We start from the raw sequence: 24,577 nt of genomic DNA on the forward strand, positions 1-24,577 counted from the left end.
ACGTCCGACGGGACCCGTTCACCGAGGCCCGAGCGCAGCCGTGACCCGTTCTCGCCGGGCGATCCTGGACGGCGTGACGAACTTGGAGGTCCGTACGGCCCCGGGTCGTCTCCCGCTGCCGAGCCGTGGACCAAAGCACATGAGCCACTAGACGTCATATGACGGTCACCGGTATATATAGGGAGATGACAGAACGCTCCATGCGGGAGCCCACGCTGCTCCTGCTCACCGCGCTGGCCGACGCTCCTCGGCACGGCTACGCCCTGATCCAGGAGATCGCCGCGATCTCGCAGGGCCGGATCACCATGCGGGCCAGCACTCTCTACAGCACGCTGGACCGCCTGCTCCAGCAGGGGTTCATCGGGGTCGAGAGCGATGAGGTCGTCAACGGGCGGGCACGCCGGACCTACGCACTCACCGACACCGGAACCGCCACGCTCGCCGCCGAGACGGACCGCCTGCTCACGGTCGTCGCCGAGGCGGACCGGCGGCTGCGGCGCACCGGAGCCGCCGAGGCCGGCGCCCGGTCCGTCACCGAACCAGTCTTCCGACTCGAGGCCAGGGGGGCCCTTGCATGACCGACCACACCGCCGCCGCATCGGCGCCTCCGCGCGGCTCGCGTGCCCTGGCGCTGGCCCTGCGCCTGTACCCGGCCGCCTACCGCGCCGACCGAGGCCCTGAGATCACCGCTGTCCACGCCGACCTCACCGCCCACGCGAGCCCGCTCGCAACGGCTCGCGAGACCGCCGGACTCGCCGCGTACGGACTCCGGCTCCGGACCGGCACCACCTCCGCCCACGCCGCCGGACGGCTCCTCGCCGCGGCCGCGCCGCTGGCCGTGGCGGCCGCGCTCGGCCACTACCTGAGCGTCACCGAGTACGTCTACCGTCCGGGCACAGGCCACCAGAACTGGGACACGGCGGCCTCGGTCTCCCCGCTCGGCTCCGTCGTCCTGAAGGCGTTCTACCTGGCCCTGTACCTGACGGTGCTCGGCCTCTGGGGTGCGGTCGCGGTGACCTCCGTGCGCGGGAACTGGAGGCTCGCCCGGCTGCTGGCCGTGCCGGCCGCGCTCGGCATGGTGATCCAGGCATTCGTCTTCACCAGGCTCGCGTTCAGCCACGCGGGAGTCTTCGGCGCACCGGACGTCCTGGTGCAGAGCGCCGGACCGGCCGTGCTCTGGACGGTGCTGCTGCTCGCCGCCCCCGGCGACCTGCTCGCCCGGATCGGCTGGCGCGAACCCCGCCGGCTGGCGGCACCGCTGACGGTACTGGCGGTGTCCGCGATCGAGCCCCACCTGCATCTCGACTTCGCCCTCGCCTACCACGGACCGGTGTACGGCACGGCCGCCGTGGCCGTCGGCCTCCTGCTGCTGCTCGGCCTCCGCTGGGACCGCACGCTCCCCGCCGCGATCGGGCTCGCCGTACTGCCGATCTCGCTGCAGATGGGCACTCTCGTCCTGATACCCCGCCTGGGCATCTACAGCGGCATCACCATGGCCGCACTGTTCATGGCGTCCGCAGCCCTGGCGACGCTGCTGGCGGCAGGGGCGGTCCGGTTCCTGAGCCGCCCGCGGCATCTACCGGCCACCTGAGCAGGTCCACCGGCTGCCGTACCGCAGCGCGACGACACTCGGCCCGGACCCGGGGGGTGAGGCTCAAGCCGTGGCAGTGGCACCGGGCCCGTTGGCCCGTGCTGCCCGCCCTTCCCCCCGGCACCTCACCACCACGCTCACCCTCGGTCTCGATCCACCTGCCAGGCCCTCCGTTCCTTCGCCGGATTCCGGCATTCCCCCTCGGGAGATCCATGGGGATCTCTAAGGTGGTTCCGCTATCTTTTCGCGCGGCCGGCCTCTCGGGGCGGTCCGCCGCACAAGGGGGAGAACGGTGCTGGTCGAGACGTTGACGACGTTGGCCGCCGCGGGGGGCGGCGCGGTCGCGCAGGCCGCCGGGACCGACGCGTGGCACGGCGTACGGCGGCGGGTGGCGGAGCTCTTCGGGCGCGGCGACGAGCAGCGGGAGCAGGCCGAGCTGGAGCGCCTGGACCGGACCTCCCTGGCGCTGGAACCCGGCGCGGCCGCGGAGCGGGACCGGCAGGCAGGATTGTGGCAAGGGCGCTTCGAGACCCTGCTGGAGAACGCGCGCCCCCTGGATCAGGAGCGGCTGGCCGACGAGCTGCGGGCGCTGCTCACCTTCGCCGCCGGATTCGCGGGCGACCTGGCCGTGTCCACCGGAAAGGCCACGGCCACGGACGGGGGCCACGCGGTGACCGGTGTCGAGCGCACCGACGAGGTCGGCGGGCGACCGGCGCGCGCGGTGAACACCGGGGATGCGCAGGCCACCGGCCCGGGCTCCCGCGCCGTCAGCGGCGTCAGCGGCGTCAGCGGCGTCACCGATGCCCAGCACGGTCCACGAGGCGCCTAGCCACCGGACACCGTCCGGCGAGCGACGGGCCACGGGCGACGAGCCACGAGCGACGAGCGACGAGCAACCGGCCACGGGCGACGGGCAACGGGCGACGAGACGAGGGATCGGGAGCGGTCATGGCCAAATGGCGCTGGGGCAGGCGACGTGACGGGGGCAGGCGCAGTCCGGCCCGGGGCATCGCCGTCGAAGGGGTGCGCGTGACGGGGGACATCCCGCCGTCGCCCCCCTTCCAGCAGGTGACGGGGTCCGGGAACGCCGTCGCCGACCACGGCGGCATCGCGGTCTCGGGTATCTACAACGACCATTCCAGCGTGCTGCTGCCTCCTGAGGTGTTGCGGGCCGCGGCCAAGGTGAAGGCCCCGCGGGGAATGGACGATCTGCCCTACCTGCCCGGTCACTTCGTGGGCAGGGAGTCCGAACTCCAGGCCCTGGACGCCGCCTTGCGAGACTCCGGACAGGTGCACCTGCAGGCGGTGCACGGACTCGGCGGAGTCGGGAAGAGCGCTCTGGCCGCCCAGTGGGCGGCCACCCGGGCCCACTCCCAAAGGCTGAGGCCGGTCCGGTGGATCTCCGCCGACAGCCCCGTCGGCGTCGAACAGGGGCTCGCCGCCCTGGCCGTAGCACTGCAACCCGCCCTGGCCAAGGTACTCACCACGGCCGCCCTGGCCGAGTACGCCCTCCAATGGCTGGCTGGGCACACCGGCTGGCTGCTGGTCCTGGACAACGTCACCGACCCGGCTGACATCGCCGGACTGCTGGCCCGCGCCCCCGACGGCCGCTTCCTGATCACCAGCCGGCTCGCCACGGCGTGGACCACAGCCACCACCGTCATCCGGCTCGACGTCCTGGACCCGGCCGAGTCCCTGACCCTGCTCACCCGCGTCACCACGGCAGCCGGCCCCCGGGACCTGGACGGGGCCGCCGAGTTGTGCGCCGAGCTCGGCCATCTGCCGCTCGCGGTGGTCCAGGCAGCTGCTTACCTGGCGCAGAACACGCTGCTCACCCCGCGCGACTACCTCGGCCTGCTGCGTGAGGACCCGGCCGGGACCTATCAGCGGGGAGGCGAGGGCCGGACCTCCGCCGAGCGGACCGTCGCCCGCGTCTGGCGCGTGACCCTGGACCGGATCAGCGAACTCCAGCCCTACGCCGCCGGCGTCCTGCGCGCCCTGGCCTGGTACGGCCCCGATCGCATCCCCGTCGGCCTCCTCGACCGCATTCCGGACAAGCCCTTCGAACCGATGCCCACGCCTCGCCAGGTCGCCGACGCCGTCGGCCTCCTGAACGCGTACAGCATGATCGATGTCGACCCGGCCACCCGCACCCTCGGTATGCACCGTCTGGTGCAGAGTCTGACCCGCGCACCCGATCCCGTCGACCCCCACCGCGACCCGGTGCTCGTCGAGATGGCTCGCATCTACGCGACCTTCGCCCTGCACAAGGAGGTCGTCCCGATGTCCTGGCGGGACCCGGCCCTGTGGCCGCGGTGGCGCGGTCTGGTCCCCCACATCGACGCCCTCGCCCACAACACGCCGGGCGCCAGTGACTCACCGGAGATGACGGCGCTGCTCAACCAGGCGGGGGGCTACCTCCACAGCCAGGGGCTGGCGGGCCGGGCGGTCCCGTACCTCGAACGAGCCCTCGCGTACCGGGAGCACCACCAGGGCCCGGACCATCCGGACACCTCCGACGTCCTCAACAACCTCGCCGCCGCGCGGCTCGCGATCGGTGACCCGGCCGGCGCGATCGCCCTCGCCGAGCGGGCCGTCGCGGCGACCGCACGGCACTGGGGCGAGGACCATCCGCTCAGCATCGGAGCCCAGGTCAACCTCGCCGCCGCCCACCTGGAGGCCGGGGAGGTGGACCGGGCGACGGCCATGTTCGAGCAGGCCCTCGCCGACAGTCTCCGCGTGGGAGGTGAAGCGCACTACGCCACCATCATGAGCCGTTCCAATCTGGCAGCCGCCTACCTGGCGGCCGGGCACTTCGACCGGGCGCTGGACCTGCAGACGCGGAACGCCGCCATCAGCGCCCAGGTGCTGGGGGAGGACCACCCCGACACCCACGCCGCCCGCCTCATCCTCACCCAGGCCACCCAGGCGGCGGGAGCGCCGGCCCGAGCCGTGCCGCTGTACGAACGGCTCCTCCGGCGCCAGGAGCGGGCCCTGGGCGAGGACCATCCGCACACCCTCGCCACCCGTTCCAACCTCGCCTCCGCCCACCGGGCGTCCGGAAACACGGGCCGGGCGATCGAGGAGTACGAGCAGGTGGTCGAAGACCGGGTACGAGCCCTCGGCGAGGACGATCCGCAGACGCTCGCCGTCCAGGGCCTCCTCGCCGACGCCCGCACCGAGGCCGGGGACACGGAGCGGTCGATCCCGCTCAGCGCCCGCGTCCTGGAGGACCGGTTGAGGGTCCTGGGGGAGGACCACCCCGACACGTTCGCCGCCCGCGAGAGTCTGGCCGGGGCCCACCGGGCGGCGGGAGACCTCGACCGGGCGATCCCGCTCAGCGCCCAGGTCCTCGACGACAGGCTGCGCGTGCTCGGCCCGAACCACCCCGAGACCCTCAACGCCCGGAACAACCTCGCCCTCCTCAAAGCGGAGCGAGGGGAAGGGAACGAGGCGATCGCCCTGCTCGAACACACCCTCGCAGAGAGCGTGCGCGCGCTGGGCGAGGACCATCCGCACCTCTCCGCCACCCGTCACAACCTGGCGGCCGCGCACCTGGAGGCGGGGAACCCCGGCCGGGCGATACCCCTCCTGGAGCAGGCCGTTGCCGCGAACATCCGCACGCTGGGTCAGGACCATCCCCGCACCGTCGACACCTTCCACGCACTGGCCTCGGCTCATCGGGAAGCGGGGAACACGGCCGAGGTCGCCTCACTGTGCGAACGGATCCACGCCTCCCACAGCCGGACGCTCGGCGAGCACGACGCCCAGACCCTCAAGTCCGCTTCCCACCTCGCGCTCGCGCACCTGGAGGCAGGAGACCCGGAGCGCGCCCTCCCTCAGCTGAAGGCCTCCTTCCGCGCGCAGAAGCGTCTTCTCGGCCTCGGACACGTCGAGTTCCTCACGACCGCCCACAACCTGGCCCTCGCCCACCACACGATGGGGCACCTGGGCAAGGCCGTCCGGCTCTACTGGAAGGTCCTCGTCCTGAGCACCTCGGTCCTCGGCGAGGACGATCCCCTCACGCGGTCCGCCGCCGCGCACCACGCCGCCGCCTCCACCGCACGCGACGCGCGGCGCCGTGGGCACCTCTGATTGCGGCTCCCGTGGCGCCAGTACCGCCACCGCCTGTTCGGCGTACGCCTCGCAGGGCCCCCTGGCGAGCACCAGGGCGGGCGCCGCCCTGACGCCCGCCGGTTGTTCACGCGTTCCCCAGGAGTCGGTGCAGCAGGTGCGAGGCGGTGATCACACCGAGCAGTTCCCCGCCGCCTCCGCCGCTCCCGCCGCTCCCGCCACGGCTACGGGCGGCGGGAGCGGCGGCGCGTTCCACGACGGCGACGAGCGGGCTGCGGGCTCGGGCCATCAGGGCCGCGACCTCGACCGCGGTGTCGTCGGCGTCGGCGACGGCCGGCGCCGGGGCGTCCCTGGGCAGGCACTCCCCCACGCTGACGCCGGCGAGTTCGTCGCAGAGCCGGTCGGCGTGGGCCTCGTCGATGACCGCGGCGAGGGCGGGGTCCTCGATGACGTAGCCGGGGACCAGCAGGCGCACCAGCTGGGAGGCGGGCAGGATCGCGCGGGGGCGGCCCGACGCGTCGACGACCAGCAGGCCGGGCAAGCGGTGTTCGGCGAGCAGGCGGGCGGCGTCGAGGGCCTGGTCGTCGAGGCTCACGGTGGGGAACTGTTCGGCGAGGTCGCGTGCGCGCATCGTCAGGACTCCTTCGTCACGGCGGGCAGCGGGTCGAGGTGAGGGTAGGGTTTCCGGGAGTGCGCGAGTGACATCAGGGGTGCCCACCTGCCCGTGCGTGTCGTTTCGGCGGGCCGTGCGAGAGCCGGGCCGACGGCGCCCGCGGGCTGACCGGCCAGCCGGCCCCGCCCGCCCCCTCACACTTCCGCCCGCGACATCGGGCGATCCACGGAATGCCGCCCTCGGCATTCCGTGCCCTCTGTTCCGCGCGCCCTGCCGGCCGCGCCCGAGCACGACAGGTACCCGCCTCCCTTGTCCACTGCCGCTGTCTCTCCCGCCGCGCGCCTGCGCGGCCTCCGACCCGACTGGCTGAACGATCCGAAGGTCTGGCGCACCGAGGTGCTGGCCGGCCTCGTGGTCGCGCTGGCGCTGATCCCCGAGGCGATCTCGTTCTCGATCATCGCCGGGGTCGACCCGAAGATCGGCCTGTTCGCCTCGGTCACCATGGCGGTGACGATCTCGATCGTCGGCGGGCGCCGGGCGATGATCTCCGCCGCGACCGGCGCCGTCGCCCTGGTCATCGGACCGTTGAACCGGGAGCACGGCCTGGGCTACCTGGTCGCCGCGGTCGTCCTGGCCGGCGCCGTGCAGATCGCACTGGGCGCGCTCGGCGTCGCCAAGCTGATGCGCTTCGTGCCCCGCTCGGTGATGGTCGGCTTCGTCAACGCCCTGGCGATCCTGGTCTTCATGGCCCAGGTCCCGGAGCTGCGCGACGTCCCGTGGCCGGTCTACCCGCTGGTCGTCGGCGGGCTCGCGCTGATGGTGCTCCTCCCGAAGGTCACCGCCGTCGTCCCGGCGCCCCTGGTGTCGATCGTCATCCTCACCGTCATCACCCTCGCGGCCGGCATCGCGGTCCCGACCGTCGGCGACAAGGGCGACCTGCCCTCCTCCCTGCCGGTCCCCGGACTGCCGGACGTGCCGTTCACCCTGCACACCCTCACCGTCATCGCCCCCTACGCGCTGGCGATGGCGCTCGTCGGCCTGATGGAGTCGCTGATGACCGCCAAGCTGGTCGACGACATCACCGACACCCACTCCTCCAAGACCCGCGAGTCCGTCGGCCAGGGCATCGCCAACATCGTCACGGGCTTCTTCGGCGGCATGGGCGGCTGCGCGATGATCGGCCAGACCATGATCAACGTGAAGGTCTCCGGCGCCCGCACCCGCCTGTCGACCTTCCTCGCCGGCGCGTTCCTGATGGTGCTGTGCATCGCCTTCGGCCCCGTCGTCTCCGACATCCCCATGGCCGCGCTGGTCGCCGTCATGGTGATGGTGTCGTTCGCGACGTTCGACTGGCACTCCATCGCCCCCAGGACCCTCAAGCGGATGCCCGCCGGGGAGATCGCCGTCATGGTGGTCACCGTCGCCTGCGTCGTGGCCACCTCCAACCTCGCCGTCGGGGTCGTCGTCGGGTCGATCACCGCGACGGTCGTCTTCGCCAAGCGCGTCGCCCACCTCGCGACCGTCACCGCCCGCACCGGCCCCGACGACACCGGCGTGGTCTACTCGGTGACCGGCGAGCTGTTCTTCGCCTCCTCCAACGACCTCGCCGGCCGGTTCGCCTACGACACCGACCCCGACAAGGTCGTCATCGACCTCACCGACGCCCACATCTGGGACGCCTCCTCCGTCGCCGCCCTCGACGCGATCGAGACCAAGTACAAGCAGCGCGGCAAGACGGTGGAGATCATCGGCCTGAACGACCCCAGCGCCGACCTCCACGGCAGGCTCAGTGGCGAACTCACCAGCCACTGACTCGGCGAGCGGGCCTCACCTCGGCCTCGGGCGGGTCCGGACGGCCTCGGGCGGTTCCGGACGGTCTCGGGCGGGGCGGGGGCCGGGTCCTCAGGTCTCGTGGAAGGCGGCTTTGCTGACGTCGTTGGGTCCGTCGAAGGTCTTCTCCTTCAGCGAGGACAGGCGCTCGATCACGTCGTCTTCCGCACCGTTGTCACGGGCCGTCCGGACCAGCGCGTCCTTGGGTCCGGGGCCGGGCGGGCGGGCGGCTCAGGAGCTGCTGGGCAGGCCGGACAGGTCTGCGGGCGCGGACAGGTCCGGGCGGCCGCCGAGGCGCTGGACGGTCGCCGCGGCCGCGGCCGCGGCCAGTCGGCCGGCCGCCACCGCGTCGACGCCGCCGCGCAGGCCGGTGACCAGGCCCGCGACGAATGCGTCGCCGGCCCCGGTGGGGTCGACCACCGGCACGTCCGCCAGCGGGAGCAGCAGGTCGCCTTCCGGCCACACGAGGAGGTCGCCCTCGTCGGGTACCGCGAGGGCCACCAGGGCGGGGCCGGCGGTGAGCAGTCGGCGTGCCAGCGCGCGGGCGTCGCGTACCGAGGTGACGGGTCCGTCCGCGAGGATCTCCGCTTCGGCCGCGTCGGCGCGCAACACGTCGACCAGGCCCAGCAGTTCGGCGCGGGCGGCCGGATCGGGGGCGCCGTCGGCGACCACGCGCGCGCCGTGCCGCCGGGCGAGGCGGGCGGCGGCCAGCAGGGTGGCCGGGGGCTGCTGGAGCTGGAGGGAGACGGTGCCGGCGTGCTCGAGGGCCGGGCGGGCACGTTCGAGGTCGGCCACGGTCACCAGGCTCTCGTCCGGGACGTCCTCCAGCAGGCGGCGGCTGCCCGGCGCGTCCACGAGGTCGAGCAGCAGGGCGGTCCGTCCGCGCCGCGTGACCGCGGTGGTGTCGATCCCGTCCCGGGCCGCCTGCCGCAGCACCTCGGCGCCCGCGTCGTCCTCGCCCACCACGCCGACCAGATGCACCGGCACGCCCGACTGCGCGAGTCCGACGGCCTGGTTGGCGCCCTTGCCGCCGAGGCCCTCCCACCGTCGCCGGACCTCGGCCGACCCGCCGGCCTGCGGCAGACCGTCCGTCCGGAGCACCAGGTCCCGGCCGATCTGCCCGACCACCACGACGCAGGACGCGTCGGCATGCCCGTCCACCTCGGCCGTCCTCAACCCGCCTGGCCGCTGGCGGCGGTGGCGGCGGTGCCGGCGGTGGTGGCGGTGCCGGTGCCCGCGTTCTCGCCCAGGCCGGGGGCCACCGAGCCGGGGCCACCGAGGCCCAGGGAGACCTTGGTCCAGCCGCTCTCACGGCGGTCGAAGGACTCGTACGCGTCGACCACGTCCTGCACGTCCGGCCAGCGGGTGGTCAGCGGCGTCGGGTCCAGGGCGCCGGTGGCGACCAGGGACACCAGGTTCGGGAGGTAGCGGCGGTGGTGGCAGTTGCCGGTCTTCAGCGTGAGGTTCTTCATGAAGGCCTCGCCGAACGGGTAGTGCTCCACCTGCGGCGGATAGACCCCGACCGTGCCGATCGTCCCCGCCTTGGCGACGGCCTGCACGGCCCAGCGTGCGGCCTGGGTGGGAGCGTCGCCGGGCACCCAGGTCCGCCCGTGCGGATCGCTCTCCGGCGCCGCTTCGTCCCGCTCCCGGTCGAACCGCTCGCGCTCTTCGGCGTCCGGGGCGGCCGGGCCGTGCGCGGGCCGTTGCGCGTCCACGCCGACGGCGTCGATCACCCGGTCGACGCCGATGCCGCCGGTCAGTTCCCGGATCGCCTCCACCGGGTCCTCCGCGTTGAAGTCGACCGTCTCCGCGTGCTGCCGGCGGGCCAGCTCCAAGCGGTCGGCGACACCGTCCACCACCAGGATCCGGCCCGCCCCCTGGAGTCGGGCGCAGGCGACCGCGGCCTGGCCGACCGGGCCCGCGCCGAAGACCGCCACCGTGTCACCGGTACCGACCTCGGCGAGTTCCGCCCCGAACCACGCGGTGGGGTAGATGTCGGACAGCAGGATCGCCTGTCCGTCGTCGACCGTGTCGGGCAGCGGCACGAGGCCGACGTGCGCGTAGGGCACCCGCGCGTACTCCGCTTGCAGGCCGTCCAGCCCCCCGGCGGCCTCGGGACCGCCGAAGAACACCGTCCCGGCCAGCGGGCCGCCGGGGTTGGCCCGGTCGCACTGCGCGTAGTAGCCGGCCCGGCAGTAGCTGCAGGTGCCGCACGCCACGGTGGAAGGGACGACGACCCGGTCGCCCGGACGCAGGTTGCGCACCCCCGCGCCGACCTCCTCGACGACGCCCACCGCCTCGTGGCCCAGCACCCGGCCCGCCCGCAGGCCGGGCATGGTGCCGCGGACGAAGTGCAGGTCTGTTCCGCAGATCGCGGACGTGGTGATCCGCACGATCGCGTCGTGCGGGTCCCGGATCCCCGGCTCGGGCACGTCCTCCAGTCCGATGTCCCCCACCCCACGCCACACAACGGCCTTCATGTCCTCGTCTCCTCTCCTCTTCCGCGTCTTCTCTTCCGCTCTTCCGCGGTCGGTGGCCCGTGGGCGCGTCGGGGGTCGACCGCCCACCGGGACCGGCGTCCGGACGACGACCGGCTCGGTGGAAGGCGCGAACCCGGTGCCGTCGCGACGGTGAAGGGCGGGCCGAGCGCCGTCCGGCGGCCTCGGCCGGGAAGCGGTCGGCCCGCGGAACGTCTCGGCGACCGCCCGGCGAGCCACGGTCCGCGCTGCGCCTGCCCGCCGCGTCTACCGGCGAAACGCCGAACCACCGGGCGCCCCGGCCGAGCCGGGTCATGTCGGGTCGGGTCGGGTCGTGCCGTGCGAACAAGGCGCGTGCCCGGACCGCGGGGCCGCCCCCGTGGTCCGGGCACGCGCCGGCCGGGGCTAGTTCGCAGGCACGGGGAAGCGGTCCCAGACGCGGTGGGCGGCGAGGAGGTCCGCCAACCGGTCGACCAGGTCCGCGGGGCTGTCCGCGAGGACGAGGCCCGGCGCCTGGCTGTCGATGGCGGCGGAGGTCCAGACAGGCTGGGCGTCCGCCAGTCCGGCGATGGGCTTGGCGTGCCGGTAGGCCTCGTTGACCAGCAGCGAGACTCGGGAGTCGACCGCCCCCACGAAGGGGTGGGACTTCGCGTCCCGCGCGCCCAGGTCGTCGGCCCCCGGCGCGGGGGCGCCGATGACGACGAGGGCGTCGAACTCCACCGACCGGGCGGCGGCGAAGGTGCGCTGCACGGGGAGGTCGTCGGCCAGGGGTGCTCCGGTGGGGGCGACGAGCAGGGCCGTCATGCCTGCCGCACGGATGCCGTCACGCGCCTGCCGGACAGCGTCGAGATCGCTGTCCGGGGCGGCGATGATGCCGGTCACCCGCCCCTGGACCGGCCAGACCGCACCCAGCTGCGACAGGGCCGCACTCGGCGCAGGCTCCGCCAGGGCGGTGACCGCCTCGGGCGCGGGCAGGCCGAGCCCCCGGGCGACCTCGGAGCAGAGGGTGGGGTCGACGTTGGCGAGGACCTGGAGGGTGCGTTCCTTGATCGCCTGCTCGTAGACCTTGGACAGCTCGAAGGTGTAAGCGGCGATGACGTGCTGCTGCTCCACCGGGGTGAGGCTGAGCCAGAACAGGCGGGGCTGGCCGAAGTGGTCGTCGAAGGACGCCGGTGCCTCGCGGACCTTCGGGGCCGCGGCGACCGGCGCGGGGTACTCGACGTAGCCGTGCTCGGCCGCCTCGGCGAAGAACGGGCACCCGCCGTCCAGCGAGTTCGGCTTGTACGGTGCGACACCGGTGTGCACGGCGTCCTGGTGGAAGCCGTCGCGGAGCATGTCGTTGACGGGCGCGTGGGTGCGGTTGACCGGGATCTGCGCGAAGTTGGGTCCGCCCAGGCGGGTGATCTGGGTGTCGAGGTAGGAGAACAGGCGTCCGGCGAGCAGCGGGTCGTCGGTGACGTCGATGCCCGGCACCAGGTGGCCCGGGTGGAAGGCGACCTGCTCGGTCTCGGCGAAGAAGTTGGTGGGGTTGGCGGTCAGGGTCATCAGCCCGAGCGGCTGGACGGGCGCGAGCTCCTCGGGGACGAGCTTGGTGGGATCGAGCAGGTCGATGCCCTCGAACGTCTGCTCCTCGGTGTCGGGGAACACCTGGACGCCGAGTTCCCACTGCGGGAAGGCGCCGGCCTCGATCGCGTCGGCGAGGTCGCGGCGGTGGAAGTCGGGGTCCATGCCGTTGATCAGCTGGGCCTCCTCCCACACCAGGGAGTGCACGCCGGCCTTGGGCTTCCAGTGGAACTTCACCAGGCTGGCGGCGCCCTCGGCGTTGACCAGGCGGAAGGTGTGGACGCCGAAGCCCTCCATCGTCCGGTAGGAGCGGGGGATGCCGCGGTCGGACATGTTCCAGATGGTGTGGTGGGTGGCCTCGGTGTGCAGGGAGACGAAGTCCCAGAAGGTGTCGTGGGCGGACTGGGCCTGCGGGATCTCCCGGTCCGGGTGGGGCTTGCCGGCGTGGATGACGTCGGGGAACTTGATGGCGTCCTGGATGAAGAACACCGGGATGTTGTTGCCGACCAGGTCGAAGACGCCCTCGCCGGTGTAGAACTTCGTCGCGAAGCCGCGGGTGTCGCGCACGGTGTCGGCGGAGCCGCGCGAGCCGAGCACGGTGGAGAAGCGGACGAACACCGGGGTCTCCACCCCTTCGGCGAGGAACGCCGCCTTGCAGACCGCGCCCGCCGTACCGTAGGCCCGGAAGACCCCGTGGGCGGCGGCGCCGCGGGCGTGCACGACCCGCTCGGGGATCCGCTCGTGGTCGAAGTGGGTGATCTTCTCCCGCAGGTGGTGGTCCTGCAGCAGCACCGGCCCGCGCGGGCCCGCCTTCAGCGAGTGGTCGCTGTCCGGCTGCCGCCGGCCCTGGGCCGTCGTCAGATAGCCGCCGCTCTGGGTGCGCGCGTCCGCCGGTGCGCCGGTCCGCCCCGTGGCGGAGACGGAGGCCGGCTGCTCCTGGTCGGGCTTGGGTGGCAACGGGGCCCGGGGCTCGGTCGGCTCCGCCACCGTCGGAGGCTCCACCCCGGGCGCTCCAGGGACCTGCCGCCGGTCCTGGCCCTTCCCCTCGGAAACCGACTTGCTCACGATACTCACCACCTTCTGGACGGGACTGGACCCGCCCGTCGTTCCTTCGGACACAAACGGACGCCCGCCCGCGGCTGAGCAGACGGGGTCCGGGCACACCTCGCGGCCGCCGACCGTCTGCGGCGCGACGCCCGGCCGGCGGTCGAACGGCCGGCCGAGCACCGTCTGCCCACGAACGGGCACCGCATTCCCGAGTCGGCCGTCCCGCTCCCGAGCGCGGAGGCGGCCGGGCGTCCCTCCAGCTTTGGGGCGCCCCGGGCGGGTCGCTATGCGGGGACGGCTGTCCGGGTTGCGCCACGGGCTGCCCGGACGCAGGAGGCATGGCGGGTCGGTACCTGGGCAGCCGCCTCGTGCGGGGGACCACCCGAACCGACAGGAGGAGCGAGATGACGACCGCACGCGAGATCATGACCGAGGGCGCCGAGTGCGTCGGCGAACAGGAGTCCGTCCTGGACGCCGCGCGGAAGATGACCCGGCTCGGGGTGGGCGCGCTGCCGATCTGCGGCACCGACGACCGGCTCAAGGGAGTCCTGACCGACCGCGACATCGTGGTGAAGGTCCTCGGCGCCGGCAAGGACCCCGGGCAGTCGAAGGCCGGCGAGTTCGCGCAGGGCGAGGTCGTCACCATCGGCGCCGACGACGAGGCGAACGAGATCCTGCGGACCATGGCTTCGCACCAGGTGCGGCGCCTGCCCGTCATCGACGGTCACCGCCTGGTCGGCATCGTCGCTCTCGCCGACGTCGCCCGCGCACTGCCCGACGCCAAGGTCGGCGACGTGCTGGAGGCCATCTCCGCCTGACCGGCCGCCGCCGCCCCGGCCGGGCGCCGTGGTGCCCGGCCGGGGGCGGACCCCGCACGGAAGCACTCCCGCCCCATGACGCACTTCCCCCATCCCGACATCACCAGCCTGGACGCCCTCGCCGACTTCCTGCGGACCCACGGGGGCGAGCGGCTGTACCTGCGCTGGTCCCGCGACCCCGAGGCCGACCTCGCCGACGGAACCGGCAGCCAGGACGACCTGACGCACCAGACCCTGCCGGGGCTGTCCGTCACCCCCCTGTCCGTCGAGGACTGGTGGCAGGACCGCCCCCTGCGGCTGTGGGCGGCCCGCCGCCTGTACGACTACTGCCACCTGCGGCGCGAGAAGGCCCCCGACGTCCAGCCCTGGATCCTCACCGGTACCGAGACCGCCCGGGGACCGGACAACGAGCCCCTCCTCACCGGGGCCCGTCCGCTGGCCCGGGTGAGCGAGGACGTCATCACCGAGGCGCAGCACGAGATCACCCACCAACCCGGCCGCTGGGGACCCCTGCGCCGCACTGCCGACCAGTGAGCCCGGACGCCGTCCCCGGTGGGCGGCACGACAGCGGCGCGCAACCGGCCGGTCGACGGTGGGGCTCACCGCCGACCGGGGGTTGCCGACCGGGGGCCGTCACGTCAGGTGCCGGCGTCCTTCGGCGGACGGCCGGCGGGGCGGCGGAGCTGCTCGTTGATGCGCAGGGCTTCTTCGAGTTGGTCTTCGAGAATGATGATCCGGCACGCCGCTTCGATGGGGGTGCCCTGGTCGACCAGGTCCCGGGCGCGCATCGCGATCCGTAGTTGGTAGCGGGAGAAGCGGCGGTGGCCGCCTTCGGACCGCAGAGGGGTGATGACGCCCTGCTCGCCGAGGGCGCGCAGGAAGCCGGCCGTGGTGCCGGTCATCTCGGCCGCGCGGCCCATCGTGTAGGCCGGGTAGTCGTCGTCGTCGAAGGAGCTGACGGTGTCGGGGGTGTGGGGCCGATCGGTTGCCGTTGTCACTGCACCTCTTTCTCTTACCTGTTCTCTTACCTGCTCGGAGAACGCGTCAAGGGGCCCCGGCGCCGTTACGGCTCCGGGGCCCCGAAGGGGGGACAACACCATCTACCGGCCCAAGGCCGGTCCTTTTAGTTCCGCACCCGCCCCGTCGAGGGGGTGTGCGGGGATCGCGTATGCGTGACCGGAAACCACCGTCCTTCGTACTCTCAGGGGTCTGCGGTGTCCGCCCGGACGAAAACTGCTGCCTCACGGGCCGGGCGATCCTGATGGCGCTTGCGCCCTCCGTTTCCTCTGCGTCATTCCTGCGGACTGCTGCAACTTCTGTACTGCCACTGCTGGTACTGCTGGTGATGCCGGTACTGCGTACTGCCTGGTTCAACACGGGTACCGCTCGTCCTGCCTCGGTGGCCGTACCGGCCCACCTCCTGGTCCGACAGCCAGCCCCGTCGCCCGTCCCGCTCGACCGCTCGGCTTGGAACCCCACTGCCCGGACCTCCCAGCACGCGCGCCCGCAGTCCGGCGCCTTTGCTGAGAACCTGCGTACTTCAACCACTGGTGACTGCGGATGATCGGCGGCCCCTGATCACTGCGGGCCGCCCGGCCCGGCCGCCAGTCCTGTCGCCGTCCTGCACAACCCTGGCTTCAGAACCCCACAACCGTGCCGACCTGCGAACTTCTCGTACTGCTCCCGCCAGTTCATGTCTGGCGGGACCTGCCGACTGCTTGCTTACGAGAGAAACACTAGCCACGCCTCGCAGCAATGTCTACTCCGGCCAGCACAGATTTTTCGGTGTCCGGGGAAGACATAGTCTTCGGCCCCCGCGCGGCCCGGCGCACACCGCGCATGACCAGCGGCGACGCGCAGAAGAGTGACAGCGGGAAGGGCCCGGGCTCTGGACGTCCGGTTCCGTGTCGAGTAGCTGCTTCACGCTCCTGACCAGTGCGTTTTCCCGGGCAGGCTAGGCTGGGCACCCGATTGGAGCCCGATCACGGCCCGGCGTGTCTCGCCTCTGGAAGCAGGAAGGTGAAACGGTTGCTCTACGCGCCACTCGGCGGTAAGGACAATGCCGCGAGCCGCGAGCCGCGAGCCGCGAGCCGCGAGCCGCGAGCCGCGAGCCGCGAGCCGCGAGCCGCGAGCCGCGAGCCGCCTGAGCGGCCCTCGGGGATCCTGCGGTCAAGCGGAGGTGGACGATGGATCCCGATGAGCGCATTCACGTCCCCGTGGGGGCGGATGCCGACCGCTGGCGGACCTTCGAAGGCGAACGGACCGTGGCCGTCGCCGCGCGGACAGTCACCTCGCTCGTGCGTGTCCTGGACGTGGTCCCCGAGATACTCCACGACGACGCCCGGATCACCGTGGTCTTCGCTTACGACCCGACATCGGCCTTCAACGACGGCGTCCTCGACCTGCTCCGCTCGCTGGGCTGCCGCACCATGCCGTGGCCGCAACTGGCGGAGTGCGCTCCCGATCTGGTGATCTCCGCCAACCTGACCTTCAACATGCCGGGCACCCCGGGGGCCGATGGCCGTGACCACTGACCTCGGCAGCTCGAGGTGACGGCGGGAGGTCCTGGGCGAGTCCGGTTCCGTTGAGAAGCCCGTCCCGGACGCCATCGTCCACGCCGACGACATCGAGAACGGCGCTCACCACGCGAGGGGCGCCGCGCAATGAGCCCTCGCACCGGGCTCGGATCGAGGGGTGGACGGCGCCGGCATGCCGCATGACGTGCGGCCCGGGCCGGGCAGGGCGGCTGTCTCGATCCCGCCGACAGCCTGCTGAACATACTCCGGCCCCTGCTCTTCGCCGACCCCGCAGCCCGGTCAGGGGCCGTGGGGTGTCGGCGTGGGGGGGTCAGGCGGTGGCGGCGGTGAGGAGGGTGGTGATGCGGGCCTCGGTGGCGGGGGTGAGGGCGGTGAGGGCGAAGGTGGTGGGCCACATGGTGTCGTCGTCGAGGGTGGCCACGTCGCTGAAGCCGAGCGTCGCGTAGCGGGACTTGAACTTCTGGGCGCACTGGAAGAAGCAGAGGACCTTGCCGTCCTTGGCGTAGGCGGGCATGCCGTACCAGAGCTTGGGGGTGAGGGCGGGGGCGGCGGCCCGGACGAGGGCGTGGACGCGTTCGGCGAGGGCGCGGTCGGCCGGCTCCATCTCGGCGATCTTGGCGAGCACCTCCTGCTCGGCGTCCGCCTTGGCGGTGCGCGGGTTGCGGCGGCCGGCGGCCTTGAGCTCCTTGGCGTGCTCCTTCATGGCCGCGCGCTCGTCCTCGGTGAAGCCGTCGAAGCTCTGCGCGGCGGTCTTCGCGGTCGTGGTCTTCGCGGCGGTGGTCATGGCGGGCTCCTCTGTGGGGCTGGTGGTGCGGGACGGTTCCATCGTGGCGCGACAGCGCCGGGGGCGGCTTCTCAAGAACTGACCGGTTCGTCGAGCCAGCGGCCGTCGCGCATCAGCTCGCGGCCGGCCAGCTCGTTCTCCTCGCGCCAGGCCTGGATACGGCGGGGCGTGACCAGGAACCAGCCGTACCGGACGGCCGAGGCTCGCGGGTCGAAGCCGGTGCGGGCGGCGAAGCGGTCCCCCCGCTCGTCCGGGAGGGCGTCGATGCCGAGGGCCTCGACCTCGCCCTCGATCATGCAGACGTCCCGGGTGTGGCCGAGCGCCAGCCGGACGGTGCCGGCGGCGGCGAGGTTGCGGCCGGTCGGGCTGCCGACCGGGGTGGCGAGCAGCAGCGCTCCGCCGTCCCGGTCGAAGGAGAGCGGGACGAGGTGGGGCACGCCGTCCGGCGAGGCCGTGGCCACCCAGACGTCGACGTCCTCGGCGAGGCGCCGTTCGATGTCGTGGCGGCGCTCGGCGAAGGGGCGCGGTCCGGCCATGGTCTCTCACTCCTGTGCTCGTCGGCGGCGTTGGTCACAGCCTCGCTCGGACGGGGTGGGAGCCGCATCCGTGGTGACCACGGAACGGACCACGGAGTCGCCCCGCATAATGACGCGGTGCCGACTCCTGCGATCTCGCCCCGCGAAGCCGATGTGCTCGCGCTGCTCGGCGAACACCTCAGCAATGCCGAGATCGCCTCTCGGCTGTTCATCTCCGTGCGCACGGTCGAGTCCCACACCTCGTCGTTGCTGCGCAAGTTGGCCCTGCCGGACCGGCGGGCGCTCTGCCGGCAGGCGGTCGAACTCGCCCGTGCCGAGCGGCCCCGACCTGCCCCCGCGCTGCCGGCGCCGCTGACGTCGTTCGTGGGGCGGAAGCGTGAACGTGCCGCGCTGGCGACCCTGTTGGCGGACCACCGGCAGGTGACGGCGGTCGGGCCCGGCGGAGTGGGCAAGACCAGGCTGGCGCTGGCGGTGGCCGCCGGGGCGGCCGGCGGGTTCGCCGACGGCGTGTGGTTCGTCGACCTGGCCCCGGTCACCGGTCCGGACCGGGTGGCGGCGGCCGTCGCGGCCGTCCTGGGGGTCGGCGAGCAGCCCGGGCGGGGTCTCGACGAAGCGGTGTGCGCCGCCCTGGCTGCTCGCCGGGCGCTCCTGGTGCTGGACAACTGCGAGCAGGTCAGGGAGGGTGTCGCACCCTTTCTGGAGCGGCTGTTGTCGGCCTGTCCGGAGGTACGGGTGCTGGCGACGAGCCGGGCCCGGCTGCTGGTGCCCTTCGAGCGGGTCTTCCCCGTACCGCCGTTGTCCCGGGACGGGGGCGGGGGCGAAGGCGGGGACGGTGACGGGGGCGGCGCGTCGGAGGCGGTCGCGCTGTTCGTCGAACGGGCCACCGCGGCGGCCGGGGCGGCCCCGGACCCGGCGCTCCGGGACGGCATCGCGGCCGTCTGCGAGCGGCTCGACGGGATGGCGCTGGCGATCGAGCTGGCGGCCGCCCGGTGGCCCGCGCTCGGGCTGGACGGGCTCCGGGCGGGCCTGTCGGACCAGTTGCGGATCCTGGCGGGCGGCCCGCGCGCGGACGACCGGCACCGCTCGGTGCGGGCGGTCCTGGACTGGAGCCACGAACTGCTGGAGCCCGCCGACCGGGCGCTGCTGCGGCGGGTGTCGGTGTTCGTGCTGCCGTTCACGGCCGGGGCGGCGGTCGCGGTGGCGGGCTTCGCCCCGCTGGACGCGGACGCCGTTCCCGACGTGCTCGGCCGGCTCGCCGAGCAGAGCCTGCTCAGCGCCGTCCCGTCGGCGCACGGCACCCGCTACCGGGCGCAGGAGACGATCCGGCAGTACGGCGCCGAACGGCTCGACGGGGCCGGGGAGTCGGCGCAGACACGGGGGCGCCACCTCGACTGGTGCCTGAGCGGCGTGGACGCGCTCGCGCGGACGGCGGACGAGGAACGGCAGGTGCGGGCGGGCAGTTGGCAGGCCCGGTTCGACGCGCTGGCCGAGGAGCTGCGGACCGCGCTGGCCTGGGCCACCGACCGCCCCGAACGGCGGCCCGACGCCCGCCGCCTCGCCCTCGGCCTGGCCGGTCCGGCCTTCGACCGCCATCTGCTCGGCGAGGCCCAGCAGTGCCTCGAACAGGCCGCCGCCCTCGCCGACCACTCCCCCGCCGACGGCGCCGCCGCGCTGCGGGAGGCCGCCCGGGTGGCGGGGTGCCGGCGCCTCGGCGACGACATGTACCGCCTCCACCGGGCTGCCGCGGCGGCCTCGCTCGACGCCGGGGACCCGGCCGGGGCCGCCCGCGACCTGGCGGCCGCCGCCACCGTCGCCCACCGCTTCTCCAGCACGTTCGCGCGCCTTCCCGCCGCCGAGGAGGTGACCGCGCTGCTGGCGCGGGCAGGTGAACTGTCCGACGGCTCCCCGGCGGCCTCGGCCGCCCTCGCCCTCGCCGAGGCGGCCGTGCTCGCGGACGCCTACGGCTCCGTCCAGGGCAGCCCGGACAACACGGCGCGGGAGACGGTCGGATACGCCGAGCGGGCCGTCGGCCTGGCCCGGCGCACGGGTGACCCGGTGGCCGAGTCCGCCGCCCTGGACGCCCTCTCGGGTGCGCACAGCTGGGCCGGAGAGCCGTTCGCGGCCGCCGGGGCCGCCCGCCGCCGGGTCGAGCTGCTGGCCCTGGCGCCGCGAACCCCGGCCACCGCGCACGAACAGGCGGACGCGCTCGCGATGGCCGCCGCGACCGCGATCGGCGTCGGCGAGCTGGACCGGGCGCGGCAGTGGGGGCGGCAGCTCGCCGAGCATCCGCTGACCGCCGAGCTGGGGCACCACGCCGTGTCCTGGCTGCTGGTCGCGGACGCGTTCGCCGGGCGGGAGGAGGGCGTGCTCGCGGGCGGGGCGCGGTTCCTCGAGGCCTGGGAGCAGGGCGGGCGGCCGCGTTCGTTCTCGCTCGGCCCGGCGGCCGCGGCGGTCGCCATGGTCCACGGGCTGCGCGGTGACGACGGGGCCCGGGCCTCCTGGCTGGCCGTCGTCGGCCGGGCGGGCACCGAGGAGGAGCACCGCCACGGCTACGGCGCGGTGTTCGACGCCACGGTGCTGCTCCACCGGGGGGAGGCGGGGGCCGCGCTGGAGCGGCTCTCGCCCGCGCCGGAGGAGGTGTGGAAGTGGGTGTCCTGGGTCTGGCTGCACTGGTACGCGGCGGCGCGGGTCGAGGCCGCGGTGCTGAGCGGTCACCCGGAGGCGCGCGAGCGGCTCGCCGCGGCCCGTGCCACGGTCGCGGGCAATCCCGTCGCCACGGCCCAACTCGACCGGGCGCAGGCGCTCCTGGACGGCGACCCGGCCCGGGTGCGGGCCACGGCCGCCGCCTTCGCGGCGGCCGGCTGCCGCTACCAGTCCGCCCGCAGCCTCCGGCTCGCCGACGCGGCCGGGGGCGGCTGAGGAAGCGGGGCGTGAACGCGGCCGGGGGCGGCTGAGGAAGCGGGGCGTGAACGCGGCCGGGGGCGGCTGAGGAAGCGGGGCGTGAACGCGGCCGGGGGCGGCTGAGGAAGCGGGGCGTGAACGGGGGGGCGGGGCGGCTGAGGGGTGTCGGCTCAGCGGGTGGCTACGGGAAGGGATTCGTAGCCGCGGAGGACGAGGCGGTCACGGCGGGCCGGAATACCGGCGGGGGCCAGCCGGGGGAAGCGGTCCAGCAGCGCGGGGACGGCGATGTCCGCCTCCAGGCGGGCGAGTTGGCTGCCCAGGCAGAAGTGCGATCCGCCGCCGAAGCTGAGCGGCTGGCTGTCGGTGCGGGTCGGGTCGAACCGGTCCGGACGGGTGTAGCGGGCGGGGTCGCGATTGGCGGCGCCCAGCATCACCAGCACCACGGTGCCGGCGGGCGTGGGCAGGTCGGCCACCGTGAGGTCGGCGGCGGTGGAGATCCGGGAGGTGAGCTGGACCGGGGAGTCGTAGCGCAGCACCTCGTCCGTGAACAGCGAGGGGTCGAGCCCGCCGGTGCGCAGGCCCTCGGCGGCGCCGGGGTGGCGGAAGAGCAGGGTGAGGCCGTTGCCGAGGAGGTTGGTGGTGGTCTCGAAGCCGGCGACCAGGAGGAGGACGAGGTTGCCCAGCAGCTCCTCGCCGGAGATCCGGTCCGGGGAGTCGGCGGCGATCCGGGCCAGGTCGCTGACCAGGTCGCCGGTCGGCCTGGCCAGCCGCTCGGCGACCAGCTCCGTGAAGTAGGAGTCCAGTTCCGCCGCGGCGGCGTCGGCGGCGGCCAGTTCGCCGAGGTCCTGGACGAGCTCCAGGGCGATGGTGAGGTCCGAGGCGAGGCCCCGGAAGCGGTGGCGGTCGGCGGCGGGGACGCCGAGCAGTTCGCAGATCACCTCGACCGGGAGGCGGAAGGCGAAGGCGTCCATGAAGTCGACGGGCGAGCCGTCGGCGCCCCGGTCGTCCAGTTCGTCGAGCAGCCGGGCGACCGTCGTCCCGATGGCCGGGCGCAGGGCCGCGACCCGGCGGGCGTTGAAGGCCGAGGCGAGGAGCGAGCGGACCCGGCCGTGGTCGGGGGCGTTGCGTTGGAGGACCGAGTGGCCGAGCAGCACGACGGAGGGGTGGACGAGCAGGTCCGCGTTGTCGGCGGTGAGGGTCCTGGTGTCCTCCACGGCGAAGGCGGGGTTGCGCAGCACCTGGTTGGCGGCGGCGTGCCCGACCACGAGGACCGCCGCGGGGCCCGCCGGGGTGGCGGCCCCGAGCTCGTGCGCCCGCGCGTAGAGCGAGTAGGGGTCGAAGCGACCCTCCGTGGTCATGAGACGCTCGATGATCGACGCACCGTCCATGCGGGGTTCCCCTCCCGTAGATCCAACTCCGATACGGACAACTGTCGGTGGACGGACGGGAGTTCCCGGTAAGGGCGGCGGGCGCGGGTGGGCACGACGGGCGGGCGCGGACGTGGGCCGGGCGGAGCGGTGGGCGGCGGGCCGGGCGGGGCGGCGCGGGGGTGGGGCCGGACCGGCCCCGGTCGGTAGGGTAGTGGGATGGAGATCTGGATCAACCCGCGCTGCGGGAAGTGCCGCAGCGCACTGAACGCACTGACCGGCGCCGGCGCCGAGTTCACCGTGCGGCGCTACCTGGAGGACCCGCCGAGCGTCGCCGAGCTGGAGCAGGTGCTGGTGCGGCTGGGCCTGGAGCCGTGGGACATCGCCCGGACCGACGAGCCGGTGGCCAAGGACCTGGGCATGAAGAAGTGGGGCCGGGAGGCCGACGACCGGGCAAGCTGGCTCGCGGCGATGGCCGAGCACCCGATCCTGATCCAGCGCCCGATCATCACCGCGGACGACGGGCACGCGGTGGTGGCGCGCACGCCGGAGGCCGTCAGGTCCGTCCTGCCATAGGGAGGGCCGACGGCAGCCGACCGGACAGCGGCCGGGACCGGCCGAGCGGGACCGGCTGAGCAGTACCGGCCGAGCGGTACCGGCCGCCGGGTGTCAGCGACGCTCGAAGCGCCGCACCGGCTCGCCCGGCCGCCAGGAGCTGATCCGCACCGCGTCCCCCTCGACGGTGGTGTGCACGACCTGCTCCAGCTCCAGCCGGAAGGCGTCGTACGGGCCGGGCGGCGGCTCCGGGAGCTCGGCCTCGTAGGCGGCGCGGTCCGCCTCGTCCGTGAGCTCCACGGCCCGGCCGAAGAGCTTGGAGTCGCCGCCGGCCAGCGTCTCGTCGCTCGGGTTGCTGTGCAGCGCGAAGCGGGCGTCGCGGCGGAGGTCCCGCACCTTCATCGCGTCGCGCATCGAGCCGAGCAGGACGTCCGCCCCGAAGAAGCCCACCTCGGTACCGCTCACCCGGGGCGAACCGTCACTGCGCAGCGTCGCCAGGACATGGTGCTTGTTCGCCTCGAAACGGGCCCGCACGGCCGGGGCCAGGTCCGGCGCCTCCTGCTCGAAATCCTGCCAGGTAGCCATGCCGTCAGTGTGGCACCGGCCACTGACGATCGCCGGGCCGAGCACGCGGACGCCGCCGCACGCCGCCGCGCGGTGTCGGTGCCCGGTGCCACACTGGCCGGGTGACCACTACGACCACCTACATCGCCTTCCTGCGCGCCGTGAACGTGGGCGGCCGGACGGTGCGGATGGAGCGGCTGCGCGCGCTCTTCGCCGAGCTGGGCCTGGAGCGCGTCGGCTCCTACATCCAGACCGGCAATGTGTTCTTCACCGCCGAGGCCACCGACGCGGCGGCCCGGGCCGCGCTGACCGGGCGGATCGAGCGGCACCTGGCCGAGCGGCTGGGCTACCCGGTGCCGGTGCTGCTGCGCACGGTGGACGAGGTCCAGGCGGTGCTGGACGCCGAACCGTTCGCGGAGGTCGAGGTGACGCCGGAGGTCCGACTCACGCTGAACTTCCTCTCCGAGCCGCTGCCCGCCGACTTCCCGCTCCCCTACACCTCGCCCAAGGGCGACTACGAGGTGCTCGGCGCCGATCCCGGCACCGCGTTCGTCGTGGTGCACCTGAAGGACGGGAAATGGGTCACCACCGGCAATCTCTTCGGAAAGTCCTACCGGGGGTCGGTGACCTCGCGGTTCCTGCACACCACGGTCAAGATCGTGGCGGCCGCGCGGAAGACCTGAGCCGCACCGGCCGCCTGCGGACCCGGAGTCGGGCGGACCGGCGGCCCGGCGGACCTGGACAGGTCGGCGGGGGCGACCGAGAATCGGTCCATGATGTCGCGTGAGAACCGGACACAGGTGGTCCGGCCGTCCGAGGCCGAGCGGGAGCAGGTCCTCGACGCGTTGCGGGAGGGCGCCGGGAACGGCCGGCTGTCGCACGACACCTTTCTGGGCCGGCTGGACCTCGTCCTCCATGCGAGCAGCCGCGCCGAACTGAAGGCCGTGATGGCCGACCTGCCGGGCGGGAACCCGGTCGGACGGTTCGTGCTGCGCGCGGTGGGCCGGGTCTCCGCCTTCGGCGTGCGCCTGGGCGGGGCCTGGCGCGCCGAGCGACTGCCCGGGCTGAGCCTCCCCCACGCCGGGGGCGGCCAGTTGACGATCGGCCGGTTCCCCGGATCGGGGCTGCGGCTGAACGACGCGTCGGTCTCACGGCACCACGCCGAGCTGCGCCGGGAGGGCGACGGCTGGGTGCTGTACGACCTGGGCTCGACCAACGGCACCCATGTGAACGGGTACCGGATCGTCGGCGGCATCCGGGTCCGCCCCGGCGACCAGGTGCGCTTCGGCAACCTGGAGTTCCGCCTCGCCACCGGCTGAC

22 protein-coding genes are annotated in these 24,577 nt (G+C 73.9%); 12 read left to right on the forward strand and 10 right to left on the reverse strand.

Annotated features, from left to right (window positions below):
* Positions 1-185: 185 nt before the first annotated feature.
* From SM793_RS01060 to SM793_RS01075, 4 genes are all read left to right on the forward strand, one after another.
* Positions 186-578, forward strand: a complete 393-nt coding sequence (locus SM793_RS01060; RefSeq protein ID WP_320436030.1) for a PadR family transcriptional regulator — start codon at positions 186-188, stop codon at positions 576-578.
* Positions 575-1,591 carry a hypothetical protein gene (locus SM793_RS01065; protein WP_320436031.1) on the forward strand — a complete coding sequence of 339 codons (1,017 nt, stop codon included), beginning with the start codon at positions 575-577 and terminating at the stop codon, positions 1,589-1,591. Before SM793_RS01060 ends, SM793_RS01065 begins: the two co-directional genes overlap by 4 nt.
* Positions 1,592-1,883: 292 nt before the next feature.
* Complete coding sequence (locus tag SM793_RS01070) at positions 1,884-2,420, forward strand: hypothetical protein (RefSeq protein ID WP_320436032.1); 537 nt, start codon at positions 1,884-1,886, stop codon at positions 2,418-2,420.
* Between the two features lie 200 nt (positions 2,421-2,620).
* On the forward strand, positions 2,621-5,686 hold the full coding sequence (locus SM793_RS01075; protein WP_320436033.1) for a tetratricopeptide repeat protein: 3,066 nt from the start codon (positions 2,621-2,623) through the stop codon (positions 5,684-5,686).
* A 106-nt stretch (positions 5,687-5,792) separates the two neighbouring features.
* Here SM793_RS01075 and SM793_RS01080 read toward each other — a convergent pair whose 3' ends face one another.
* The gene (locus SM793_RS01080; protein WP_320436034.1) at positions 5,793-6,296 is read right to left on the reverse strand and encodes a CBS domain-containing protein; all 504 of its coding nucleotides are present in this window, start codon (positions 6,294-6,296) and stop codon (positions 5,793-5,795) included.
* 291 nt (positions 6,297-6,587) lie between these two features.
* Between SM793_RS01080 and SM793_RS01085 the strand changes: the two genes are divergently transcribed.
* Positions 6,588-8,090 (forward strand): SulP family inorganic anion transporter, encoded by a 1,503-nt coding sequence (locus tag SM793_RS01085; RefSeq protein ID WP_320436035.1) that lies wholly within the window; start codon positions 6,588-6,590, stop codon positions 8,088-8,090.
* A gap of 90 nt (positions 8,091-8,180) precedes the next feature.
* Here SM793_RS01085 and SM793_RS36315 read toward each other — a convergent pair whose 3' ends face one another.
* The 4 genes from SM793_RS36315 to SM793_RS01100 all read right to left on the reverse strand — a co-directional run bounded on the left by SM793_RS36315 (position 8,181) and on the right by SM793_RS01100 (position 13,213).
* Entirely contained in the window at positions 8,181-8,303 is a 123-nt protein-coding gene (locus SM793_RS36315) for a DUF2795 domain-containing protein (protein ID WP_413815848.1), read from the reverse strand.
* Positions 8,304-8,339: 36 nt separating this feature from the next.
* Positions 8,340-9,269 carry a PfkB family carbohydrate kinase gene (locus tag SM793_RS01090; protein WP_320436036.1) on the reverse strand — a complete coding sequence of 310 codons (930 nt, stop codon included), beginning with the start codon at positions 9,267-9,269 and terminating at the stop codon, positions 8,340-8,342.
* An 11-nt stretch (positions 9,270-9,280) separates the two neighbouring features.
* On the reverse strand, positions 9,281-10,588 hold the full coding sequence (locus SM793_RS01095; RefSeq protein ID WP_320436037.1) for a zinc-dependent alcohol dehydrogenase: 1,308 nt from the start codon (positions 10,586-10,588) through the stop codon (positions 9,281-9,283).
* A 402-nt stretch (positions 10,589-10,990) separates the two neighbouring features.
* On the reverse strand, positions 10,991-13,213 hold the full coding sequence (locus tag SM793_RS01100) for a catalase (protein ID WP_320436038.1): 2,223 nt from the start codon (positions 13,211-13,213) through the stop codon (positions 10,991-10,993).
* 386 nt (positions 13,214-13,599) lie between these two features.
* On the opposite strand from SM793_RS01100, the gene SM793_RS01105 reads away from it, so the two are divergent.
* Both SM793_RS01105 and SM793_RS01110 read left to right on the forward strand, forming a co-directional pair.
* The gene (locus SM793_RS01105; RefSeq protein WP_320436039.1) at positions 13,600-14,013 is read left to right on the forward strand and encodes a CBS domain-containing protein; all 414 of its coding nucleotides are present in this window, start codon (positions 13,600-13,602) and stop codon (positions 14,011-14,013) included.
* A gap of 75 nt (positions 14,014-14,088) precedes the next feature.
* Complete coding sequence (locus SM793_RS01110) at positions 14,089-14,547, forward strand: DUF6098 family protein (RefSeq protein ID WP_320436040.1); 459 nt, start codon at positions 14,089-14,091, stop codon at positions 14,545-14,547.
* Between the two features lie 104 nt (positions 14,548-14,651).
* Here SM793_RS01110 and SM793_RS01115 read toward each other — a convergent pair whose 3' ends face one another.
* A complete protein-coding gene (locus SM793_RS01115) occupies positions 14,652-14,933 on the reverse strand; it encodes a MerR family transcriptional regulator (protein ID WP_320436075.1) in 282 nt (93 codons plus the stop codon).
* A gap of 1,266 nt (positions 14,934-16,199) precedes the next feature.
* Between SM793_RS01115 and SM793_RS01120 the strand changes: the two genes are divergently transcribed.
* Complete coding sequence (locus SM793_RS01120; RefSeq protein WP_320436041.1) at positions 16,200-16,547, forward strand: hypothetical protein; 348 nt, start codon at positions 16,200-16,202, stop codon at positions 16,545-16,547.
* A gap of 313 nt (positions 16,548-16,860) precedes the next feature.
* Here the strand turns inward: SM793_RS01120 and SM793_RS01125 are convergent, their stop codons facing one another.
* Positions 16,861-17,334 (reverse strand): DUF1801 domain-containing protein, encoded by a 474-nt coding sequence (locus SM793_RS01125; RefSeq protein WP_320436042.1) that lies wholly within the window; start codon positions 17,332-17,334, stop codon positions 16,861-16,863.
* A gap of 71 nt (positions 17,335-17,405) precedes the next feature.
* Complete coding sequence (locus SM793_RS01130; protein ID WP_320436043.1) at positions 17,406-17,870, reverse strand: pyridoxamine 5'-phosphate oxidase family protein; 465 nt, start codon at positions 17,868-17,870, stop codon at positions 17,406-17,408.
* Between the two features lie 117 nt (positions 17,871-17,987).
* Between SM793_RS01130 and SM793_RS01135 the strand changes: the two genes are divergently transcribed.
* A complete protein-coding gene (locus SM793_RS01135; protein ID WP_320436044.1) occupies positions 17,988-20,789 on the forward strand; it encodes an ATP-binding protein in 2,802 nt (933 codons plus the stop codon).
* Positions 20,790-20,941: 152 nt separating this feature from the next.
* Here SM793_RS01135 and SM793_RS01140 read toward each other — a convergent pair whose 3' ends face one another.
* A complete protein-coding gene (locus tag SM793_RS01140; protein WP_320436045.1) occupies positions 20,942-22,129 on the reverse strand; it encodes a cytochrome P450 in 1,188 nt (395 codons plus the stop codon).
* A gap of 228 nt (positions 22,130-22,357) precedes the next feature.
* Between SM793_RS01140 and SM793_RS01145 the strand changes: the two genes are divergently transcribed.
* Positions 22,358-22,714 (forward strand): arsenate reductase family protein, encoded by a 357-nt coding sequence (locus SM793_RS01145; protein WP_320436046.1) that lies wholly within the window; start codon positions 22,358-22,360, stop codon positions 22,712-22,714.
* A gap of 93 nt (positions 22,715-22,807) precedes the next feature.
* On the opposite strand, the gene SM793_RS01150 is transcribed toward SM793_RS01145, so the two are convergent.
* Complete coding sequence (locus SM793_RS01150; RefSeq protein ID WP_320436047.1) at positions 22,808-23,278, reverse strand: pyridoxamine 5'-phosphate oxidase family protein; 471 nt, start codon at positions 23,276-23,278, stop codon at positions 22,808-22,810.
* 101 nt (positions 23,279-23,379) lie between these two features.
* Between SM793_RS01150 and SM793_RS01155 the strand changes: the two genes are divergently transcribed.
* Both SM793_RS01155 and SM793_RS01160 read left to right on the forward strand, forming a co-directional pair.
* Positions 23,380-23,940 carry a DUF1697 domain-containing protein gene (locus SM793_RS01155; RefSeq protein ID WP_320436048.1) on the forward strand — a complete coding sequence of 187 codons (561 nt, stop codon included), beginning with the start codon at positions 23,380-23,382 and terminating at the stop codon, positions 23,938-23,940.
* A gap of 90 nt (positions 23,941-24,030) precedes the next feature.
* On the forward strand, positions 24,031-24,576 hold the full coding sequence (locus SM793_RS01160; RefSeq protein ID WP_320436049.1) for a DUF1707 and FHA domain-containing protein: 546 nt from the start codon (positions 24,031-24,033) through the stop codon (positions 24,574-24,576).
* The last annotated feature ends 1 nt before the right edge of the window (position 24,577 follow it).

It is taken from the genome of Kitasatospora purpeofusca (genome assembly GCF_034043715.1).
GTDB classification, from domain to species: Bacteria; Actinomycetota; Actinomycetes; order Streptomycetales; family Streptomycetaceae; genus Kitasatospora; species Kitasatospora purpeofusca_A.